Annotated in this window: 18 protein-coding genes; 7 read left to right on the forward strand and 11 right to left on the reverse strand. The window is 61.1% G+C overall.

What is annotated here, in order from left to right:
* Positions 1-166: 166 nt before the first annotated feature.
* From AC1Q8Q_RS31235 to AC1Q8Q_RS31245, 3 genes are read right to left on the reverse strand one after another with little or no spacing between them, the layout of a single operon-like run.
* Positions 167-871 carry a YoaK family protein gene (locus AC1Q8Q_RS31235; RefSeq protein ID WP_020799590.1) on the reverse strand — a complete coding sequence of 235 codons (705 nt, stop codon included), beginning with the start codon at positions 869-871 and terminating at the stop codon, positions 167-169.
* Between the two features lie 24 nt (positions 872-895).
* Entirely contained in the window at positions 896-1,225 is a 330-nt protein-coding gene (locus AC1Q8Q_RS31240; protein ID WP_020799589.1) for a DUF6388 family protein, read from the reverse strand.
* A gap of 20 nt (positions 1,226-1,245) precedes the next feature.
* The gene (locus tag AC1Q8Q_RS31245; RefSeq protein ID WP_020799588.1) at positions 1,246-1,494 is read right to left on the reverse strand and encodes a hypothetical protein; all 249 of its coding nucleotides are present in this window, start codon (positions 1,492-1,494) and stop codon (positions 1,246-1,248) included.
* A gap of 148 nt (positions 1,495-1,642) precedes the next feature.
* Here AC1Q8Q_RS31245 and AC1Q8Q_RS31250 point away from each other — a divergent pair, with 148 nt between their 5' ends.
* Positions 1,643-1,993: a hypothetical protein gene (locus AC1Q8Q_RS31250; RefSeq protein WP_020799587.1), complete on the forward strand. Its 351-nt coding sequence runs from the start codon at positions 1,643-1,645 to the stop codon at positions 1,991-1,993.
* Between the two features lie 135 nt (positions 1,994-2,128).
* Here the strand turns inward: AC1Q8Q_RS31250 and AC1Q8Q_RS31255 are convergent, their stop codons facing one another.
* Positions 2,129-2,554, reverse strand: a complete 426-nt coding sequence (locus AC1Q8Q_RS31255; protein ID WP_020799586.1) for a GNAT family N-acetyltransferase — start codon at positions 2,552-2,554, stop codon at positions 2,129-2,131.
* A gap of 145 nt (positions 2,555-2,699) precedes the next feature.
* On the opposite strand from AC1Q8Q_RS31255, the gene AC1Q8Q_RS31260 reads away from it, so the two are divergent.
* On the forward strand, positions 2,700-3,146 hold the full coding sequence (locus AC1Q8Q_RS31260; protein WP_033042600.1) for a hemerythrin domain-containing protein: 447 nt from the start codon (positions 2,700-2,702) through the stop codon (positions 3,144-3,146).
* A 97-nt stretch (positions 3,147-3,243) separates the two neighbouring features.
* On the opposite strand, the gene AC1Q8Q_RS31265 is transcribed toward AC1Q8Q_RS31260, so the two are convergent.
* Complete coding sequence (locus tag AC1Q8Q_RS31265) at positions 3,244-3,756, reverse strand: methylated-DNA--[protein]-cysteine S-methyltransferase (RefSeq protein ID WP_033044616.1); 513 nt, start codon at positions 3,754-3,756, stop codon at positions 3,244-3,246.
* Between the two features lie 135 nt (positions 3,757-3,891).
* Between AC1Q8Q_RS31265 and ggt the strand changes: the two genes are divergently transcribed.
* Together ggt and AC1Q8Q_RS31275 are read left to right on the forward strand one after the other, a co-directional pair.
* Positions 3,892-5,619, forward strand: coding sequence for a gamma-glutamyltransferase (gene ggt, locus AC1Q8Q_RS31270; RefSeq protein WP_020799583.1), 1,728 nt, complete (start codon positions 3,892-3,894; stop codon positions 5,617-5,619).
* A gap of 64 nt (positions 5,620-5,683) precedes the next feature.
* Positions 5,684-6,217 carry a cysteine hydrolase family protein gene (locus tag AC1Q8Q_RS31275; RefSeq protein ID WP_168758530.1) on the forward strand — a complete coding sequence of 178 codons (534 nt, stop codon included), beginning with the start codon at positions 5,684-5,686 and terminating at the stop codon, positions 6,215-6,217.
* Positions 6,218-6,326: 109 nt separating this feature from the next.
* Here AC1Q8Q_RS31275 and AC1Q8Q_RS31280 read toward each other — a convergent pair whose 3' ends face one another.
* Complete coding sequence (locus AC1Q8Q_RS31280; protein WP_110754272.1) at positions 6,327-7,232, reverse strand: LysR family transcriptional regulator; 906 nt, start codon at positions 7,230-7,232, stop codon at positions 6,327-6,329.
* Positions 7,233-7,431: 199 nt separating this feature from the next.
* On the opposite strand from AC1Q8Q_RS31280, the gene AC1Q8Q_RS31285 reads away from it, so the two are divergent.
* From AC1Q8Q_RS31285 to AC1Q8Q_RS31295, 3 genes are all read left to right on the forward strand, one after another.
* Positions 7,432-8,931, forward strand: a complete 1,500-nt coding sequence (locus tag AC1Q8Q_RS31285) for a purine-cytosine permease family protein (protein ID WP_033043508.1) — start codon at positions 7,432-7,434, stop codon at positions 8,929-8,931.
* On the forward strand, positions 8,928-9,773 hold the full coding sequence (locus tag AC1Q8Q_RS31290; RefSeq protein ID WP_492615934.1) for a nitrilase-related carbon-nitrogen hydrolase: 846 nt from the start codon (positions 8,928-8,930) through the stop codon (positions 9,771-9,773). The genes AC1Q8Q_RS31285 and AC1Q8Q_RS31290 overlap by 4 nt, the downstream gene beginning before the upstream one ends.
* Before the next feature lie 168 nt (positions 9,774-9,941).
* Entirely contained in the window at positions 9,942-11,045 is a 1,104-nt protein-coding gene (locus tag AC1Q8Q_RS31295; RefSeq protein WP_492615935.1) for a sterol desaturase family protein, read from the forward strand.
* Here AC1Q8Q_RS31295 and AC1Q8Q_RS31300 read toward each other — a convergent pair.
* The 5 genes from AC1Q8Q_RS31300 to AC1Q8Q_RS31320 form a co-directional block, all read right to left on the reverse strand.
* Positions 10,948-11,670: a L,D-transpeptidase family protein gene (locus AC1Q8Q_RS31300; RefSeq protein ID WP_033043507.1), complete on the reverse strand. Its 723-nt coding sequence runs from the start codon at positions 11,668-11,670 to the stop codon at positions 10,948-10,950. The genes AC1Q8Q_RS31295 and AC1Q8Q_RS31300 overlap by 98 nt on opposite strands.
* Entirely contained in the window at positions 11,667-12,428 is a 762-nt protein-coding gene (locus AC1Q8Q_RS31305; RefSeq protein WP_033043506.1) for a M15 family metallopeptidase, read from the reverse strand. Before AC1Q8Q_RS31305 ends, AC1Q8Q_RS31300 begins: the two co-directional genes overlap by 4 nt.
* 38 nt (positions 12,429-12,466) lie before the next feature.
* Positions 12,467-13,423, reverse strand: coding sequence for a lipoyl synthase (gene lipA, locus AC1Q8Q_RS31310; protein ID WP_168758527.1), 957 nt, complete (start codon positions 13,421-13,423; stop codon positions 12,467-12,469).
* Positions 13,424-13,578: 155 nt separating this feature from the next.
* Complete coding sequence (gene glyA / locus AC1Q8Q_RS31315) at positions 13,579-14,835, reverse strand: serine hydroxymethyltransferase (RefSeq protein WP_454866141.1); 1,257 nt, start codon at positions 14,833-14,835, stop codon at positions 13,579-13,581.
* A gap of 129 nt (positions 14,836-14,964) precedes the next feature.
* Positions 14,965-15,186, reverse strand: a 222-nt coding sequence (locus tag AC1Q8Q_RS31320; RefSeq protein WP_492615936.1) for a hypothetical protein, incomplete at its 5' end; no start/stop codon positions are given.

Genomic DNA, 15,186 nt, shown 5'->3' on the forward strand with positions numbered 1-15,186 from the left:
CCTGCTGAAGGGGCAGAGTGAATACCAACCGAAAACCAGTTGAGGGCTTCCCCTCAACCATAGAATCTCCCACAGGGATTTGTGTGATGGCAAAGTTCACAGCTGCACCGCAAAACCTGTGGGAGCGAGCCTGCTCGCGAAGAGGCCCGCACAGGCAGCAAAAAAATCAGCGCGGCATGTAGCCCAACTGCCAACGCCGCGGGATCTTCAGTGACAGCACTCCCAGCGCAGCCGCCAGCAGGCCGCTGGCAAACAGCGCCTTGAGCCCGAAATGATGTTCCAGCACGGCACCGAGTACCGCGCCGGCGAACATGCCGGTCCAGGGGATCAGTTGCACGCGCCAACCGTTGCGGCGCTCGCCGAGCATCCAGCGCCCCAGTCCGCGGCCAAAGCGCGACAGGGCTCCGGTCACATAGGTCAGGCCGACCGGCAGGCCGTTGACCTCTTCCACGGCGGCATTGAGCATGCCCATGGCGATGATGGCTGCCAGCAGGGCAGGCAATTGCGAGTCATAGGGCCAGGCCGCGGCGGCGCACAGCAGGGCGGCAATGCACAACAGCAAGGGCAGTGACCGGCGCCTGCTCAGGCGGCTGACGATAATGCCCAGCGCATTGCCAAAGATGAAGGTGGCGATGAGGATCACCAGGCGCAGGGTCAACCCAAGGTCGCCGGCACTGATGGCGACGGCCATCCGGGTGGTATTGCCGCTCATGAACGAGACGAAATCGCCACTGGCCATGAAACCGATCGCGTCAGTCATGCCGGCCAGCACCGAAAGCATGGCCACCAGGCTCAGGCCGATGCGCCCACGCCATTTCTGCGTGTGCAGGTGTCCGGGGCTGGCGTGGGTCTTCGAGGCGGTGGGCAACATCGATGCAGTGATCCTCAGCAAAGGTTACGGTTGTATCCCGTACAGGTCGCAATACTCCAGCCAGTCCATGCCGGCCATTTGCGCAACTTCCCGGTGCACTTCCAGACGCTTGGCCTGATAGTCCTCAGGAGTGGCGGCGGTCAATTGCAGTGTCAGCTCCCAGGCAAACAAACCCAGGCGCTCGGCTTCGGCTTCAAAGGCCTCGTGTAAACGATCATCGCGAAACTGCGCGAGGGTCTCGCCCTTGGCCTGGGCCAGCAGCGGGTTGAGGTGGTCGAGCTCGATGCGCAGTTCGGGACGTTGGTCGAGAAACTTTTCCAGCGCCAGTTCGTGTTGTTGCTCGGGTGCCGCCATGGTCGCTCCTTGAGTACGAATTACGAAGACTGCTTCTTGCTGGCCTTGGCCGCTGCCGCCAGACATTCGAGTGCAAACTGCTCGGTATAGGTCATCTGGATCGGCGTGGTTTCACCCTTGACGGTTCTTTCGCCCTCAAGGATGTAACGAATGCGCTTGTCGGTGACGCCGATTCGCTTGGCGATCCAGGACGGTGTCTGACCGATCTGGCTGATCAGCTTGTCGGCATATTCAGTGGTCGGTTTGTAAAACTCGGCGTTGGGTGTCATGGGGCGTCCAGTGAAAGGTGTAATACAGCGCTATTGGCTCGACAGGGTGCGCGAATCGTCACGCGATGTCGCGGTTTTAATGAAGTAAAGCAGAACGATACGCCCTGCCGCGGTGATACAGTCCGCTTTTTCCTCATGAGTGAATGCAATGCGAATTCTGATGGTGGCGCTGGCCGCTACCTTGCTGGCGGGATGCGCGGGCTCGGCGATGAACGATGCTCGTACCAAGGCCCCGTACAAGACCTTGAACTCCGACAAGCCGGCCAAGGACGTCGCCCAGTGCGTGCAGTATTCCTGGCAGGACGAAGCGGTGTTCGGCGTTGATGCTGCGGCGTACCTGGAGCCGGGAGCGAAGGGGAGCACCACCGTCTATACCCGCTCGGCCGAGTCGTTCGTCGACGTGACCACCGATGCCTCGGGCACCGTATTGAGTTACTACGCTCAGCAAGACGACTTCGTCGCCAAGCGCCGCTTGGCGGCACTGGCCACCTGCCTCTGACCTGACGCTGCCCCCCCCTCTGTAGGAGCGAGCATGCTCGCGATGGTCGTTAACGATAACGCGGGGAGCCAGATACCCAGCGGCGCCCGGAAGTCCATCGCGAGCATGCTCGCTCCTACAGGGGGGTGTAGATGATCAGTAGTCCAGGCGCTTCTGGAAGAAGAAGTGCTTGTACCCCGGCGGGTAGTCGGCGATATGCCCAATCTCGCTGTAGCCGCATTTCCTGTAGAACTCCGGTGCCTGGAATTCAAAGGTATCGAGCCACATTCCCACGCATTTTTTCTCCCGCGCCAGGTCTTCGGCCATCTGCATCAGCTTCGTGCCCATGCCCTGTCCCCGGGCCTGCTCCGGCACCGATAGCAGGTCGATGAACATCCACTGGTAGAACAACCTGGCGTAAAGGCCACCAAGGATCACATCGTTTTCGTCACGTACCAGCAGGGCGATATGCTCGGGTACGGCGCCGTCGGCCTTCGAGGCATTGTAGGCGCGCAGCGGCATCAGGATGGCCTGGCGCTCTTCTTCCGTGGGGGTGGGCGAGAACTCTATCCGCAGGTTCATGGCAATGTCCTTATGGCAGTGAATCGGCAGCCTATCGTGGTTGCCGCCATAGTTCCATGACCCTCAGCCAGTGGAACCGTCGCCAGTGCGCAGAGGTCACTTGTTGTGACGCGCCATTCCCGAGTGCGACTGATGAGGACATTCCGTGAATATTTTCGAAGCCTTGCGCGAAAGCCACGAGCGCCAGCGTACCTACGCCAAAGCCCTGATCCGCACCAGCGGCGATACCCCTGAGCGCGTCGACGCATACAAGCAGCTCAAGTCAGAACTGCAGGCTCACGAAACCGCTGAAGAACGGCATTTCTACATCCCGCTGATGGAATTCGACAATGGCGTAGACCTCAGTCGCCACGCGATCTCCGAGCACCACGAGATGGATGAGATGATGGAAGAACTGGACAGCACCGAGATGTCCAGCCCGGCCTGGCTGGCGACGGCGAAGAAATTGTCCGAGAAGGTCCATCACCACCTTGAAGAAGAGGAGCAGAAGTTCTTCCAGATGGCGGGCAAGTTGCTTGACGACAAGCAGAAAGAGTCGCTGGCGACGCAGTATCAAAAGGAATACAAGGCGCAGCTTTCTACACCGGCGTGATGTAGTCCTGTAGGAGCTGCCGCAGGCTGCGATCTTTTGACTTTGCTTTTTAAACAACAAGATCAAAAGATCGCAGCCTGCGGCAGCTCCTACAAGATCAAAAGCCCGGGAGGCGCGCGGTTTCGGGCCATTGGCCGCCTTCCAGCGTGAGCAACGTCTGCTTCGCCTCCAGCCCCCCGGCAAACCCGGTCAATTTCCCCGACGCGCCAATCACCCGATGACAGGGCGCGATGATCGAAATCGGATTCCTGCCATTCGCCGCACCCACTGCCCGCACCGCGCTCGGGTGGCCGATCTGCTCGGCGATCTGGCTGTAGCTGCGGGTCTGGCCAAAGGGAATGGTCAACAAGGCCCTCCAGACCTTCTTCTGAAATTCCGTCCCGGCAAAATCAAGGTCGAGCTCGAACGCCTGGCGTGTGCCCGCGAAGTATTCGCGCAACTGTTGCGCAGTGCGCATCAGGACCGGGTTGTCCGGCGCTTCATCCATCGGGCCGAGGCGCACCCGGCCTGGTTTGTCATTTTCCCAGAGGATGGCCGCCAGACGGCAATCGTTCGCTACCAGCTTCAACTCGCCGACGGGTGATGCCAAGGTGATGTAGGTGTAGGTCATGCCGCACGCATCGCCGAATTGCTGAACAGGTGTTTAGCATACTGCCTCGCCGGGGAGGCGCAATATGCAATCCCGACCATACTGCCTACTGCTCTTGAAGCGTTTTCCTACTTTAAAACAAAAAGAGACCGACTCATGAAGTACGAACCTTTTGCCAAATCGCTGATTGCGACCTCGTTGGCGCTCAGCTGCCTGATGGCCCATGCGGCCTCTGTGGCCCCGGTCGCGGCTGAAAACGGCATGGTGGTCACCGCCCAGCATTTGGCCAGCCATGTGGGCGTGGATGTGCTGAAGAACGGCGGCAATGCAGTCGACGCCGCTGTCGCAGTGGGTTACGCGCTGGCGGTGGTGTATCCCGCGGCCGGTAACCTGGGGGGTGGCGGTTTCATGACCATTCAACTCGCCGACGGTCGTAAGACCTTCCTCGACTTCCGTGAAAAAGCCCCGCTGGCCGCTACCGCCGACATGTACCTGGACAAGGCGGGCAACGTCGTCCCCGACCTGAGCACCCGCGGACACTTGGCCGTCGGGGTGCCGGGCACCGTGTCCGGCATGGAGCTGGCGCTGTCCAAATACGGCACCAAGCCGCGCAAGGAAGTGATCGCCCCGGCGATCAAGCTGGCGGAAGACGGCTTCGTGCTGGAGCAGGGCGATGTCGAGTTGCTGGAGTACGCCACCGACGTGTTCAAGAAGGACATCAAGGATTCCGGCGCGATCTTCCTGAGCAATGGCGAGCCGATGCAGGTCGGCCAGAAACTGGTACAGAAAGACCTCGGCAAAACCCTGCGGGAAATCTCCGAGAAAGGCGCCGACGGTTTCTACAAGGGCTGGGTGGCCGACGCCATCGTCACCTCCAGCCAAGCCAACAAGGGCATCATCACCCAGGCCGACCTCGACAAGTACAAGACTCGCGAGCTGGCACCCATCGAGTGTGACTATCGCGGCTACCATGTGGTCTCGGCACCGCCACCGAGCTCCGGCGGGGTGGTGATCTGCCAGATCATGAACATCCTCGAAGGCTATCCGATGAAGGACCTGGGCTACCACTCGGCCCAGGGCATGCACTACCAGATCGAAGCGATGCGCCACGCCTATGTGGACCGCAACAGCTACCTGGGCGACCCGGACTTCGTGAAAAACCCGATCGCGCATTTACTCGACAAAAACTACGCGACCAAGCTGCGCGAAGCCATCCAGCCGCAAAAGGCCGGCATCTCCAAGGATCTCAAGCCCGGCGTGGCGCCCCATGAGGGCAGCAACACCACCCATTACTCCATCGTCGACAAATGGGGCAACGCGGTATCGGTGACCTACACCCTCAACGACTGGTTCGGTGCCGGGGTCATGGCCAGCAAGACCGGGGTCATCCTCAACGACGAAATGGATGATTTCACCTCGAAAGTCGGCGTACCGAACATGTACGGCCTGGTGCAGGGCGAGGCCAATGCCATCGCGCCCGGCAAGGCGCCGTTGTCGTCCATGAGCCCAACCATCGTCACCAAGGACGGCAAAGTGGTAATGGTGGTCGGCACCCCCGGCGGCAGCCGCATCATCACCGCGACCCTGCTGACCATGCTCAACGTGATCGACTACGGCATGAACATCCAGGAAGCGGTCGATGCGCCGCGTTTCCACCAGCAATGGCTGCCGGAGGAAACCAACCTGGAGACCTTCACCACCAGTCCCGACACGGTGAAGATCCTCGAAAGCTGGGGCCACAAGTTTGCCGGTCCCCAGGACGCCAACCACCTGGCAGCAATCCTGGTAGGGGCTCCGTCGCTGGAGGGCAAGCCGGTGGGCAAGAACCGTTTCTACGGGGCCAACGATCCACGGCGTAATACCGGGTTGTCGCTGGGTTACTGATGGTTGTGTTTGAATGGGGGGGCGCACGCGTCCCCTGATTTTTCAACTCATCAAGGAAGGCACCATGACCACCGCACTGTTAATCATCGACGTCCAGCAGGCCCTGTGCTCCGGCGAGTACGAGTGCTTCGAGATCCAGCGCGTCATTGAAACGATCAATGGCCTGAGTGCCCGGGCGAGAAAAGCCGGCGTGGCAGTGGTGCTGATCCAGCACGAAGAAGAGGGCGACCTGATGAAGCATGGCGCTCCCGGCTGGCAATTGTCGCAAGGGCTGCACACTGCGCCCGAGGATCATCGCGTACGTAAAACCACCGGTGATTCGTTCTATCAGACCAACCTGCAGAAACTGGTGCCGGTGCAAGACTACGATCGCCTGGTCATCTGCGGCCTGCAAACCGATTACTGCGTGAATGCAACCCTGCGCCAGGCGCATCAACTGGGTTACGACGTGGTGCTGGCCGCCGACGCGCATTCCACTGTCGACAATGGCAAAACCACGGCCGAAGACATCATTGCCGAACACAACAAGGATTGGGCCGACCTGAGCAGTTCGGTGGCGCGGATCGACGTGGTCCCTGCCGCTGAAATCCGCTTCTGATAACACCACCCCCCTGTAGGAGCGAGCCTGCTCGCGATGGACGTTAACGATAACGCTGGAAACCTGACACCCCGAGGCGCTCTGAAGTCCATCGCGAGCAGGCTCGCTCCTACAAGGGTGCGTTGAAGATATCGATCAGCTCATTGAGGAACGCACTGACCAGCTCCCGCTGCCGCGCCGAATGCCGCACCGCCGCGTGGAAGCCGACCTCGTAGCGCAGTAATTGCGGATTGAGTGGATGCAGCTGCCCGAGCTGTTCATGCCGGGCCGCATAATGCTGCGGCAGGAAGCCCAGGTGTTGGCCGGACAGGATCAGCAGGGCCGCTCCGTCCATGCTGTCGGTGAGCACGGTCAAGCGTTCGATCGAGGTCGGCGCCGGCATTTCCGGCAAGGGATGGCTGGGCCAGACCCAGTCATGCTGGCTGACATCCTCGCGCGTCAGCGCACCCACCTGCTCGAACAGCGGGTGTGACGGCGCGCAGTAGGCGATCTGGGTTTCCTGGAACAACGGGAAGTAGTCGATATTGGGCAAGCGATGCCAAAAATAACCGATCGCCAGATCAATATGGCCGTTGATGATTTTCTCTTCCAGCAGCGATGAAGACAGTTCGGTGAAGTGAAAGTACAGCCCCTCGTGCCGAGCCCGCAGGCGGGCAATGGCCAAGCCGATTTTCTTGTTTGCCACCGGATCGATCTGCCCCAGCAGGCCGACGTTGATGTTGCCCGAGACTTTGCGGTTGATGTGCTGCACTTCAACCCTGAAGCCCTCGGCGGCAGCCAGCAAGCGTCGCGCTGCCTCGACGAACTGACCACCCTTGGGCGTTACGGAAAATCCGCCGCGACCGCGTTCGCACAGGCGAAAACCCACCCGTGCCTCCAGCGTCGCCAGTTGTGCGCTGATGGTCGGTTGCGTGGTATTGAGGGCAGTTTGCGCCGCCGAGATCCCGCCAGCCTCGACCACCGTGAGAAATACCCGGATCAGGCGCAGATCCAGCTCCGTTACAGTTCCCAGCATGGGGGCTCCCGATACTCGATTACATTGACGCCGATCTATGTGAACAGTGCGCCTTGGATATTTTATCGCTGCGGCCAACGCCATACATTGCAGGGAAACCAGGGTCTTCGTCAGCTTTTTCTGGAGTTTTGCCAGATCTGGACGTCGAATCGACCACTGCGCTCAAAATAAAAACAATCTACTGCATAGGAACTATCGTATGTCAGGGTCCCCACTTTCTGCGCACGCCACCGAGGCGAGCGGCGGGTTGGCCATCGAAGGCCACTCGATCGATTACATCCCGGAAAACGAACGTCACGCCAAACTCAGCAGCCAGGGGCCGTTCTGGTTTCTCGGCAACTTCCACTTCTTCACCATCTCCATCGGTTTCGTCGGCCCCAGCCTGGGCTTGTCGGCGCTGTGGACCCTGCTGGCCGGTGCGCTGGGCATCATGTTCGGTACGATCTTCATGGCTTTCCACGGCTCGCAAGGGCCGGAAATGGGCCTGCCGCAGATGATCCAGTCCCGTGCCCAGTTCGGCTATCGCGGGGTGATCCTGGCGCTGATGGCGACAATGTTTGTGTTCGTCGGTTTCAACGTGGTGAACGTCTCGCTGATCATGAACGGGCTGGAGCATGTGTTCGGCATCGACCCGACCATCGTCGCCGTGACCGTGGTACTGATCGGCGCACTGCTGTCGATCTTCGGCCACGACCTGATGCACAAAGCCTTCAAGTGGGCGCTGCTGGCGACGCTGCCGTTGTATGCCCTGGTGACCATCGCCCTGATGTTCGGCGCGGGTTCCGAGGGCGTCACGCCGGCCAGCGACCTCGGCTTCAGCTGGATCGCCTTCGCGACCCTGTTCGCCATTGGTGCCAGCTACAACATTTCCTATGCACCCTATGTTTCCGACTATTCGCGCTACCTGCCGAAAAACACCAGCCGGCCGAAACTGATCGCGGCGATATTCATCGGCGCGTCGCTGTCGGGCAGCTGGATGATCGGCCTCGGTGCCTGGCTCGCCCAGGAACTGAAAGCGGTGGATGCGCTGGTGGCATTGAACCAGGTAGGTTCCTCGATGATTCCCGGGCTGGGCAATCTGTTGGTGGTGGTGTCGGTGGCGGGCTTCCTGCCGATCATTGCGCTGAACACCTACAGCGCCATGCTGACGCTGCTGACCGGTGTCGATTCGATCAGCAAGATCACCCCCACACCCCGCGCCCGGGTGCTGTCGATCAGTGCCATCAGCATCATCCTGCTGACCTGCGTGCTGTCGATCAAGGGTGACGGCATCGCGCTGCTGAACACCTTCCTCGTGTTGCTGTTGTACTTCCTCGTGCCTTGGACCGCCGTCAACCTGGTGGACTATTTCTTCGTGCGCAAGGGCGGCTACGCGATCCCGCATTTTTTCACGCCGAAGGGCATCTACGGCGCGTGGCAGTTTCGCGGCATCGTGGCCTACCTGATCGGCTTTGCCGCCATGGTGCCGTTCTTCTACATCTACGATGCCGCCGCCAGCAAGGAAGTCTTCGTCGGTCCTATGGCACGGGTGCTGGAAGGCGTGGACATCGCCTGGCTGGTCGGCCTGCTGGTTTCGGGCCTGACCTATTACCTGCTCAGCCGCTCCCTCGACCTGGCCGCCGAGCGCCGGGTCATCGAGGCGATCAGTGAAAACGAGATTATCGCCATGACCCATTCATCCACGGAGTCGGTGCGTTGAACACGGCAAAGAATATCCGGGTCGCCTGCTGCCAATTGGCGCCGAAAATCGGCGACCTCGCGTACAACCGCACGCTTACCGAACGCGCGATCCGTTCGGCGGCCCTGCAGGGTGCCCAGGTGGTGGTGTTGCCGGAGCTGGTGCAGAGCGGCTACCTGTTTGCCGACCGCGCGGAAGCACTGGCCCTCGCGGAAACCGCCGAGGGGCCGACCTTGCGCCTGTGGCAGGCGCTGGCCAGTGAATTGAACATGGTCATCGTCGGCGGATTCTGCGAGCGTCTGGCCGGGGATGAGCTGGCCAACAGCGCGGCACTGATCGATACCCGGGGTTTGCGCGCGGTGTACCGCAAGGCGCACCTGTGGGATGCGGAGAAAGAAGTTTTCACAGCCGGCACTGCCGCACCGCCGGTGATCGAAACGGTCCACGGGCGCATCGGCATGCTGATCTGCTACGACCTGGAGTTCCCCGAATGGGTGCGCCTGCCGGCGCTGGCCGGTGCCGACCTGCTCTGTGCGCCGGTCAACTGGCCCGACGGCCCGCGACCGCAATCCGAGCGCCCGGCGGAAGTCTTGCGGGTGCAGGCCAATGCCTCGGTCAACCGCATGTTCATCGCCGCCTGTGACCGTCATGGCGTTGAGCGCGGGGTGAGTTGGGTGCAAGGTTCGGTGATCGTCGACGCCGACGGTTATCCGGTGGCCGGTCCGGCGGAGCAGGGTGGAGAACAGATGCTGCTGGCCACCCTGAACCTGATCGAGGCACGCAACAAGCGCATCAGTGCGCGCAATGACCTGCACCGGGACCGACGGCCGCAGCTGTATGGCTTGAGCAGTGAAGTGAAGTGAAGTGAAGTGAAGTGAAGTGACGTTTGGCCCAGAGGTTGCCGAAATCCCAAGACCTGAATAAGATACATCCGCAATTATGTCCCGCAGGAGCCGGCCCGCCGTGTTCCTGCGACACGCGTTTTTCCATCCCACACACAACGCTCTACTTTCAGCAGGGGGCAGCCTTTCATGGATGTTCTCGCACTGATCGAGCAATACCTGTCCAGGTGGGTATTTATACCTGTCAGCAACCAGTTCCTCGGGCTCTTCGACCTCAATGGCCGTCTCTGCGTCGCCTTTCTTTTCATCTCCTACTCCGTTGCCTACGGCCTGTTCCGCTGGCGCCGAGTTCGCGGGCTGACGGACGCGCACAGCTTCTGGCAGTTCATCGGCGGCAACCGTGTGCATTTTCATCCCTCGGCGCTGCTCGATTACCGCTACTACTTCGTGCGCGCGATCCTCAAGGTCGTGCTGGTGGTGCCCATCGTCGGGCTAGTGGACCCCTATGTGTTGCGTTCCGGTGACTACATCCGCTTTTTCACTCAGCTGTGGGGTGCACGGGTGCAGGTCGAGGAGCACCTGGTCCTGACCTTGCTCTATGGCCTGGGTGTGTTCCTGCTGCAGGACTTCATCCATTACTGGGCCCACCGCGCTTACCATTCGCGCTACCTGTGGGCGTTCCACAAAGTCCATCATTCGGCGACGGTGCTGGTCCCGGCCACGGCCAGTCGGGTGCATTTCCTCGAGAAAGTGGTCGAGCGGTTGACTGACCTCGTGTTCATCAGCGCCTTTGCCGGACTCTTCTGGTACGCCTGTGGCGGGGAGATCAGCCGCTATACGCTGTTCGGCGTGACCTACCTGGTGTTCATCCTCAATGCCTTGGCGGCCAATCTGCGCCATAGTCATGTCTGGCTGTCCTTCGGGCCTGTGGTCGAGCATGTGCTGAACAGCCCCGCCCAGCACCAGGTCCACCACAGCGATGCGCCGCGGCACTTCAACAAGAACTTCGGGGTCAACCTGTCACTTTGGGACTGGATGTTCGGCACGCTGTACGTCACCCAAACGCAACCGGAGCCCATCCGCTTCGGCACCTGCGAAGCGGATCATGGCCGTTACCTGACCGTCTACAGCCTGATCATCACGCCCTTTGTCGAAACGCTGGGCAAGATCCGCCTGGCCAGGCGCTCGCTTGCGGTCAGCGCGCAGGCAGGTTCCAGCGTTCGCGCAACTGCTCGTACTGCGTCTCGGGCAGTTGCACCAGCAGCGGGGACTGGCGTGGGTCCAGCCAACTGAGCAGGCGTGCGATATCCATCGGGTCCATCGCGGTGCAGCCCCGCGTCGGTAGTGTGGGGCCACGCCAGATGTGGAAGAAGATGCAGGAACCGGCGGCGGGGGATGCGGGTGTGTTGTGCTCGATGAAAATGCCCTGGCGGTACAAGTCATCATGGCGACGCATGCGTTCAGAGCTGTTCCAGTCTTGGGCCATCGTGGCGCCGTCGACCAATTCGTTGTAATGAGCGGACCGGCTGTCATCCACGCATTCGATGGTCGAGGTCAGTGCGAGGTAGGGCAGGCGGGTTTCACTTGAAGCGTCGTAGCCAAAAGCGCTGCCGAGTTTGAACATCCCGGCGGGTGCCTTTCCATCGCCTTCCTGTTTCACCGGCCCCTGAAGTTGCCCGGTGTCGAGCAGTCCCTTGCCCCAGCCCATGCCATTTTTTCCCAGCACGACGGCAAACGGCGCTTCGACTTTCTGGAAGCTGTCCCCGTGCCGTTCATAACGCTGGGCGCTGCCCTGGATGTCGTCCCAGTGCTTGCTGGTGACCACGATCAACTGGCCACTACCGTCGAGCCCTTGGGCCATTGCGGCACAGGGCAGCAACAGGATCAGCAACGCGCAGATTCTGCCAAGGCTGTTCATGGTGCCAGCGGGGTGATGGGGAAGTTCATGACGGTGTTCAATGTCGCATCCCGGGTATAGGTGAAGTGCCACCACTCGGCGGAGTAACCGGTGAATCCCTCCTGCGCCATGGCGCGGGTCAGTCGCTGGCGATTTTCCATGGCCGTCGCCGTGATCGACGTCGAATCGGTATGGGCGCGCTCGTCGAAGCAATCAAAACCGGTGCCCATGTCGACTGCGCCGTCGTGCCAACGCTGCCCATAAGGCGCCGTGCAATCGACTGGCGTGGCAGATGGCGTCCAGGTGTCGGCGGGCAGGGCGTCCGGTCCCGTCATGCTCAGGTCGACGGTGCTGCCTTTGGAGTGATTCGATACGCGCGCCACATAGCCCAGGCGCCAGAAGTCTTGCTTATCCACCCGTGGATAGAATTCGGCCTTAAGCGGATCGCCCGGCTCAGTGGCGAAGCGCCCCATGTCCGCGACCGCGCGACTGGGGCGATAGCAATCGAACACCTTCAGGCCATAGCCTTGCGCCCGCAGTGCCGTTTGTACCCGGGCGAGGGCTTTGGCGGCATCCTGCGACAGCAAGCACTCGGGCGCTTCATAACCCTCGAGCGGGTGCCCGGTGAAGTTGTGGGCGCTGGCATAACGAATGTCCTGTTCGATACCCGGATCGATCGTGCGTAAATACACCATGTGCTCGGGCCTGGGCTCGGCAGCGGCGACACCCGATAAGGCGAGGCTGAGGAGCGGGAGCAATGTTCGAACGACAAATGGCATCGGGTCGGGCCTGTGTAATGGCAAGACAAGTCACTTCATCATGGCTTGAAATCGGCGGCACCTCCATGAAGTTGTTGATCGGCGTGATAGGACGAGCGCACCAATGGCCCGGACGCGACGTTCTTGAAGCCCATGCGCGCGCCTTCCTCGGCGAACCAGGCAAATACGTCCGGGTGCACGAAACGCTGGACCGGCAAGTGGCTGCGCGAAGGTTGCAGGTATTGGCCGAGGGTGAGCATGTCGACATCGTGCTCGCGCAGGCGCTGCATGACGTCGATCACTTCTTCGTCGGTTTCTCCCAGGCCCAGCATCAGCCCGGATTTGGTGGGGACCTGTGGCACCCGCTGCTTGAAGTTTTGCAGCAGATCCAGCGACCACTCGAAATCTGAGCCGGGTCGTGCGGCCTTGTACAGGCGCGGAACGGTTTCCAGGTTGTGGTTGAACACATCGGGCGGCTCAAGGGCGGTGATCGCCAAGGCGACGTCCATCCGTCCGCGATAGTCCGGCACCAGGGTTTCCAGTTGAATGCCCGGCGATAGCTTGCGGATTTCGCGCAGGCAGTCGACGAAGTGTTGGGCGCCGCCATCGCGCAAGTCGTCGCGGTCCACCGAGGTGATCACCACGTATTTGAGGCGCAGTTCGGCGATGGCCACGGCGAGGTTGGACGGTTCATCCACATCCAGCGGCTTCGGGCGCCCGTGGCCGACATCGCAGAACGGGCAGCGACGGGTGCAGATGTCACCCATGATCATGAATGTCGCAGTCCCCCCGGAAAAACACTCGCCCAGGTTCGGGCACGAGGCTTCTTCGCAGACGCTGTGCAGCTTGTGTTTGCGCAGCAATTGCTTGATCCGGTCGACCTCGGGGGAGGCCGGCATGCGTACCCGGATCCAGTCGGGTTTGCGCGGGAGGTCCTCGGTGGGGATGATTTTCACTGGAATACGCGCGACTTTTTCCGCGCCGCGCAGTTTTGTGCCGACTTGCACTGTGTTCATAGATGCTCCCAAGGTATGTCAGACAAGAACCGGAACTGTGGGAGCGAGCCTGCTCGCGAAGATGGTGGAACATCCAGCTCAGATGTCGACTGACACTCCGCCTTCGCGAGCAGGCTCGCTCCCACAGGTTTTTCACAGGGGTTTGTGTTGTGTGATCAGTCGCGGTACACCGGGAAGTCCGCACACAGAGCGGCAGCCTGGCGGGCGACCTGGGCCTCGACATCGGCATCGCCGAGGTGATCGAGGATGTCGCAGATCCAGCCTGCCAGCTCGATGCTTTGGGCTTCCTTGAAACCACGGCTGGTGATTGCCGGCGTGCCGATGCGCAGGCCTGAGGTTACGAACGGCGACTGCGGATCGTTGGGCACCGCGTTCTTGTTCACGGTGATGCCGGCACGGCCCAGGGCGGCGTCAGCGTCCTTGCCGGTCAAGCCCTGGCGGATCAGGCTGACCAGGAACAGGTGGTTGTCGGTACCACCGGACACCACGTCATAGCCCCGTTCGATAAACACCTGCGCCATCGCCTGGGCGTTGCGGATCACTTGTGCCTGGTAAGTCTTGAACGCCGGCTCCAGCGCTTCCTTGAAGCACACGGCCTTGGCGGCGATCACATGCATCAGCGGACCGCCCTGGCCACCGGGGAATACGGCAGCGTTGAGCTTTTTTTCCAGTTCCGGATTGGCCCTGGCCAGGATCAGGCCACCGCGCGGACCGCGCAGGGTCTTGTGGGTCGTGGTGGTGACCACGTCGGCGTAGGGCAGCGGGTTCGGGTACAGACCGGTGGCCACCAGCCCGGCGACGTGGGCCATGTCGACGAACAGCCAGGCACCGACCTTGTTGGCGATCTCACGGAAACGCGGAAAATCCAGGGTCTTGGAGTAAGCGGAGAATCCGGCGATGATCATTTTCGGCTGGTGCTCGACGGCCAGGCGTTCGACTTCGTCGTAGTCGATCAACCCTGTCGCGGTGTCGATGCCGTATTGCACGGCGTTGTAGAGCTTGCCGGAAAAACTCACCTTGGCCCCGTGGGTCAGGTGACCGCCATGGGCCAGGCTCATGCCCAGCACGGTGTCGCCAGCCTGCAGCAACGCCAGGTACACGGCCGCGTTGGCCTGGCTGCCGGAGTGCGGCTGGACGTTGGCGTAGTCGGCGCCGAACAATTGTTTTGCGCGGTCGATGGCCAGTTGCTCGACCACGTCGACATACTCGCAACCGCCGTAATAGCGCTTGCCCGGATAGCCTTCGGCGTACTTGTTGGTCAGGCCGCTGCCTTGCGCCTCCATGACCCGTTGGCTGGTGTAATTCTCCGAAGCGATCAGCTCGATGTGGTGCTCCTGCCGCGCATCCTCGGCATTCATCGCCGCCAGCAGTTCGTCGTCGTAGCCTTTGATCTGGTCCTGCTTGCTGAACATGGTGAAAGTCCTCTGTTGTTCTCGAAATGGGGGGCACCTGTAGGAGCTGACGAGTGCAACGAGGCTGCGATCTTTTGATTTTTTAAAGCCAGATCAAAAGATCGCAGCCTGCGGCAGCTCCTACGGGGGTTATGCGTAGTCTTCGATGGATGGGCACGCGCAGATCAGGTTGCGGTCGCCGAAGACGTTGTCGACGCGGCCTACGGGCGGCCAGTATTTGCCGTCGACCAAGGTGTCCAGCGGATAAACCGCCTGCTCACGGCTGTACGGATGTGACCACTCGCCGACCAACTCCGCCGCGGTGTGCGGGGCGTTTTTCAGTGGGTTGTCGTCCTTGTCCAGGGTGCCGTT

The sequence above is a fragment of the Pseudomonas sp. GW823-FHT06B06 genome (assembly GCF_058795195.1).

What these genes read in the sequence shown, in the direction of transcription:
- AC1Q8Q_RS31235 (WP_020799590.1), bottom strand. Translation starts at nt 871, where the DNA reads ATGTTGCCCACCGCCTCGAAGACCCACGCCAGCCCCGGACACCTGCAC.
- AC1Q8Q_RS31240 (WP_020799589.1), bottom strand. Translation starts at nt 1,225, where the DNA reads ATGGCGGCACCCGAGCAACAACACGAACTGGCGCTGGAAAAGTTTCTC.
- AC1Q8Q_RS31245 (WP_020799588.1), bottom strand. Translation starts at nt 1,494, where the DNA reads ATGACACCCAACGCCGAGTTTTACAAACCGACCACTGAATATGCCGAC.
- AC1Q8Q_RS31250 (WP_020799587.1), top strand. Translation starts at nt 1,643, where the DNA reads ATGCGAATTCTGATGGTGGCGCTGGCCGCTACCTTGCTGGCGGGATGC.
- AC1Q8Q_RS31255 (WP_020799586.1), bottom strand. Translation starts at nt 2,554, where the DNA reads ATGAACCTGCGGATAGAGTTCTCGCCCACCCCCACGGAAGAAGAGCGC.
- AC1Q8Q_RS31265 (WP_033044616.1), bottom strand. Translation starts at nt 3,756, where the DNA reads ATGACCTACACCTACATCACCTTGGCATCACCCGTCGGCGAGTTGAAG.
- ggt (WP_020799583.1), top strand. Translation starts at nt 3,892, where the DNA reads ATGAAGTACGAACCTTTTGCCAAATCGCTGATTGCGACCTCGTTGGCG.
- AC1Q8Q_RS31275 (WP_168758530.1), top strand. Translation starts at nt 5,684, where the DNA reads ATGACCACCGCACTGTTAATCATCGACGTCCAGCAGGCCCTGTGCTCC.
- AC1Q8Q_RS31280 (WP_110754272.1), bottom strand. Translation starts at nt 7,232, where the DNA reads ATGCTGGGAACTGTAACGGAGCTGGATCTGCGCCTGATCCGGGTATTT.
- AC1Q8Q_RS31285 (WP_033043508.1), top strand. Translation starts at nt 7,432, where the DNA reads ATGTCAGGGTCCCCACTTTCTGCGCACGCCACCGAGGCGAGCGGCGGG.
- AC1Q8Q_RS31295 (WP_492615935.1), top strand. Translation starts at nt 9,942, where the DNA reads ATGGATGTTCTCGCACTGATCGAGCAATACCTGTCCAGGTGGGTATTT.
- AC1Q8Q_RS31300 (WP_033043507.1), bottom strand. Translation starts at nt 11,670, where the DNA reads ATGAACAGCCTTGGCAGAATCTGCGCGTTGCTGATCCTGTTGCTGCCC.
- AC1Q8Q_RS31305 (WP_033043506.1), bottom strand. Translation starts at nt 12,428, where the DNA reads ATGCCATTTGTCGTTCGAACATTGCTCCCGCTCCTCAGCCTCGCCTTA.
- lipA (WP_168758527.1), bottom strand. Translation starts at nt 13,423, where the DNA reads ATGAACACAGTGCAAGTCGGCACAAAACTGCGCGGCGCGGAAAAAGTC.
- glyA (WP_454866141.1), bottom strand. Translation starts at nt 14,835, where the DNA reads ATGTTCAGCAAGCAGGACCAGATCAAAGGCTACGACGACGAACTGCTG.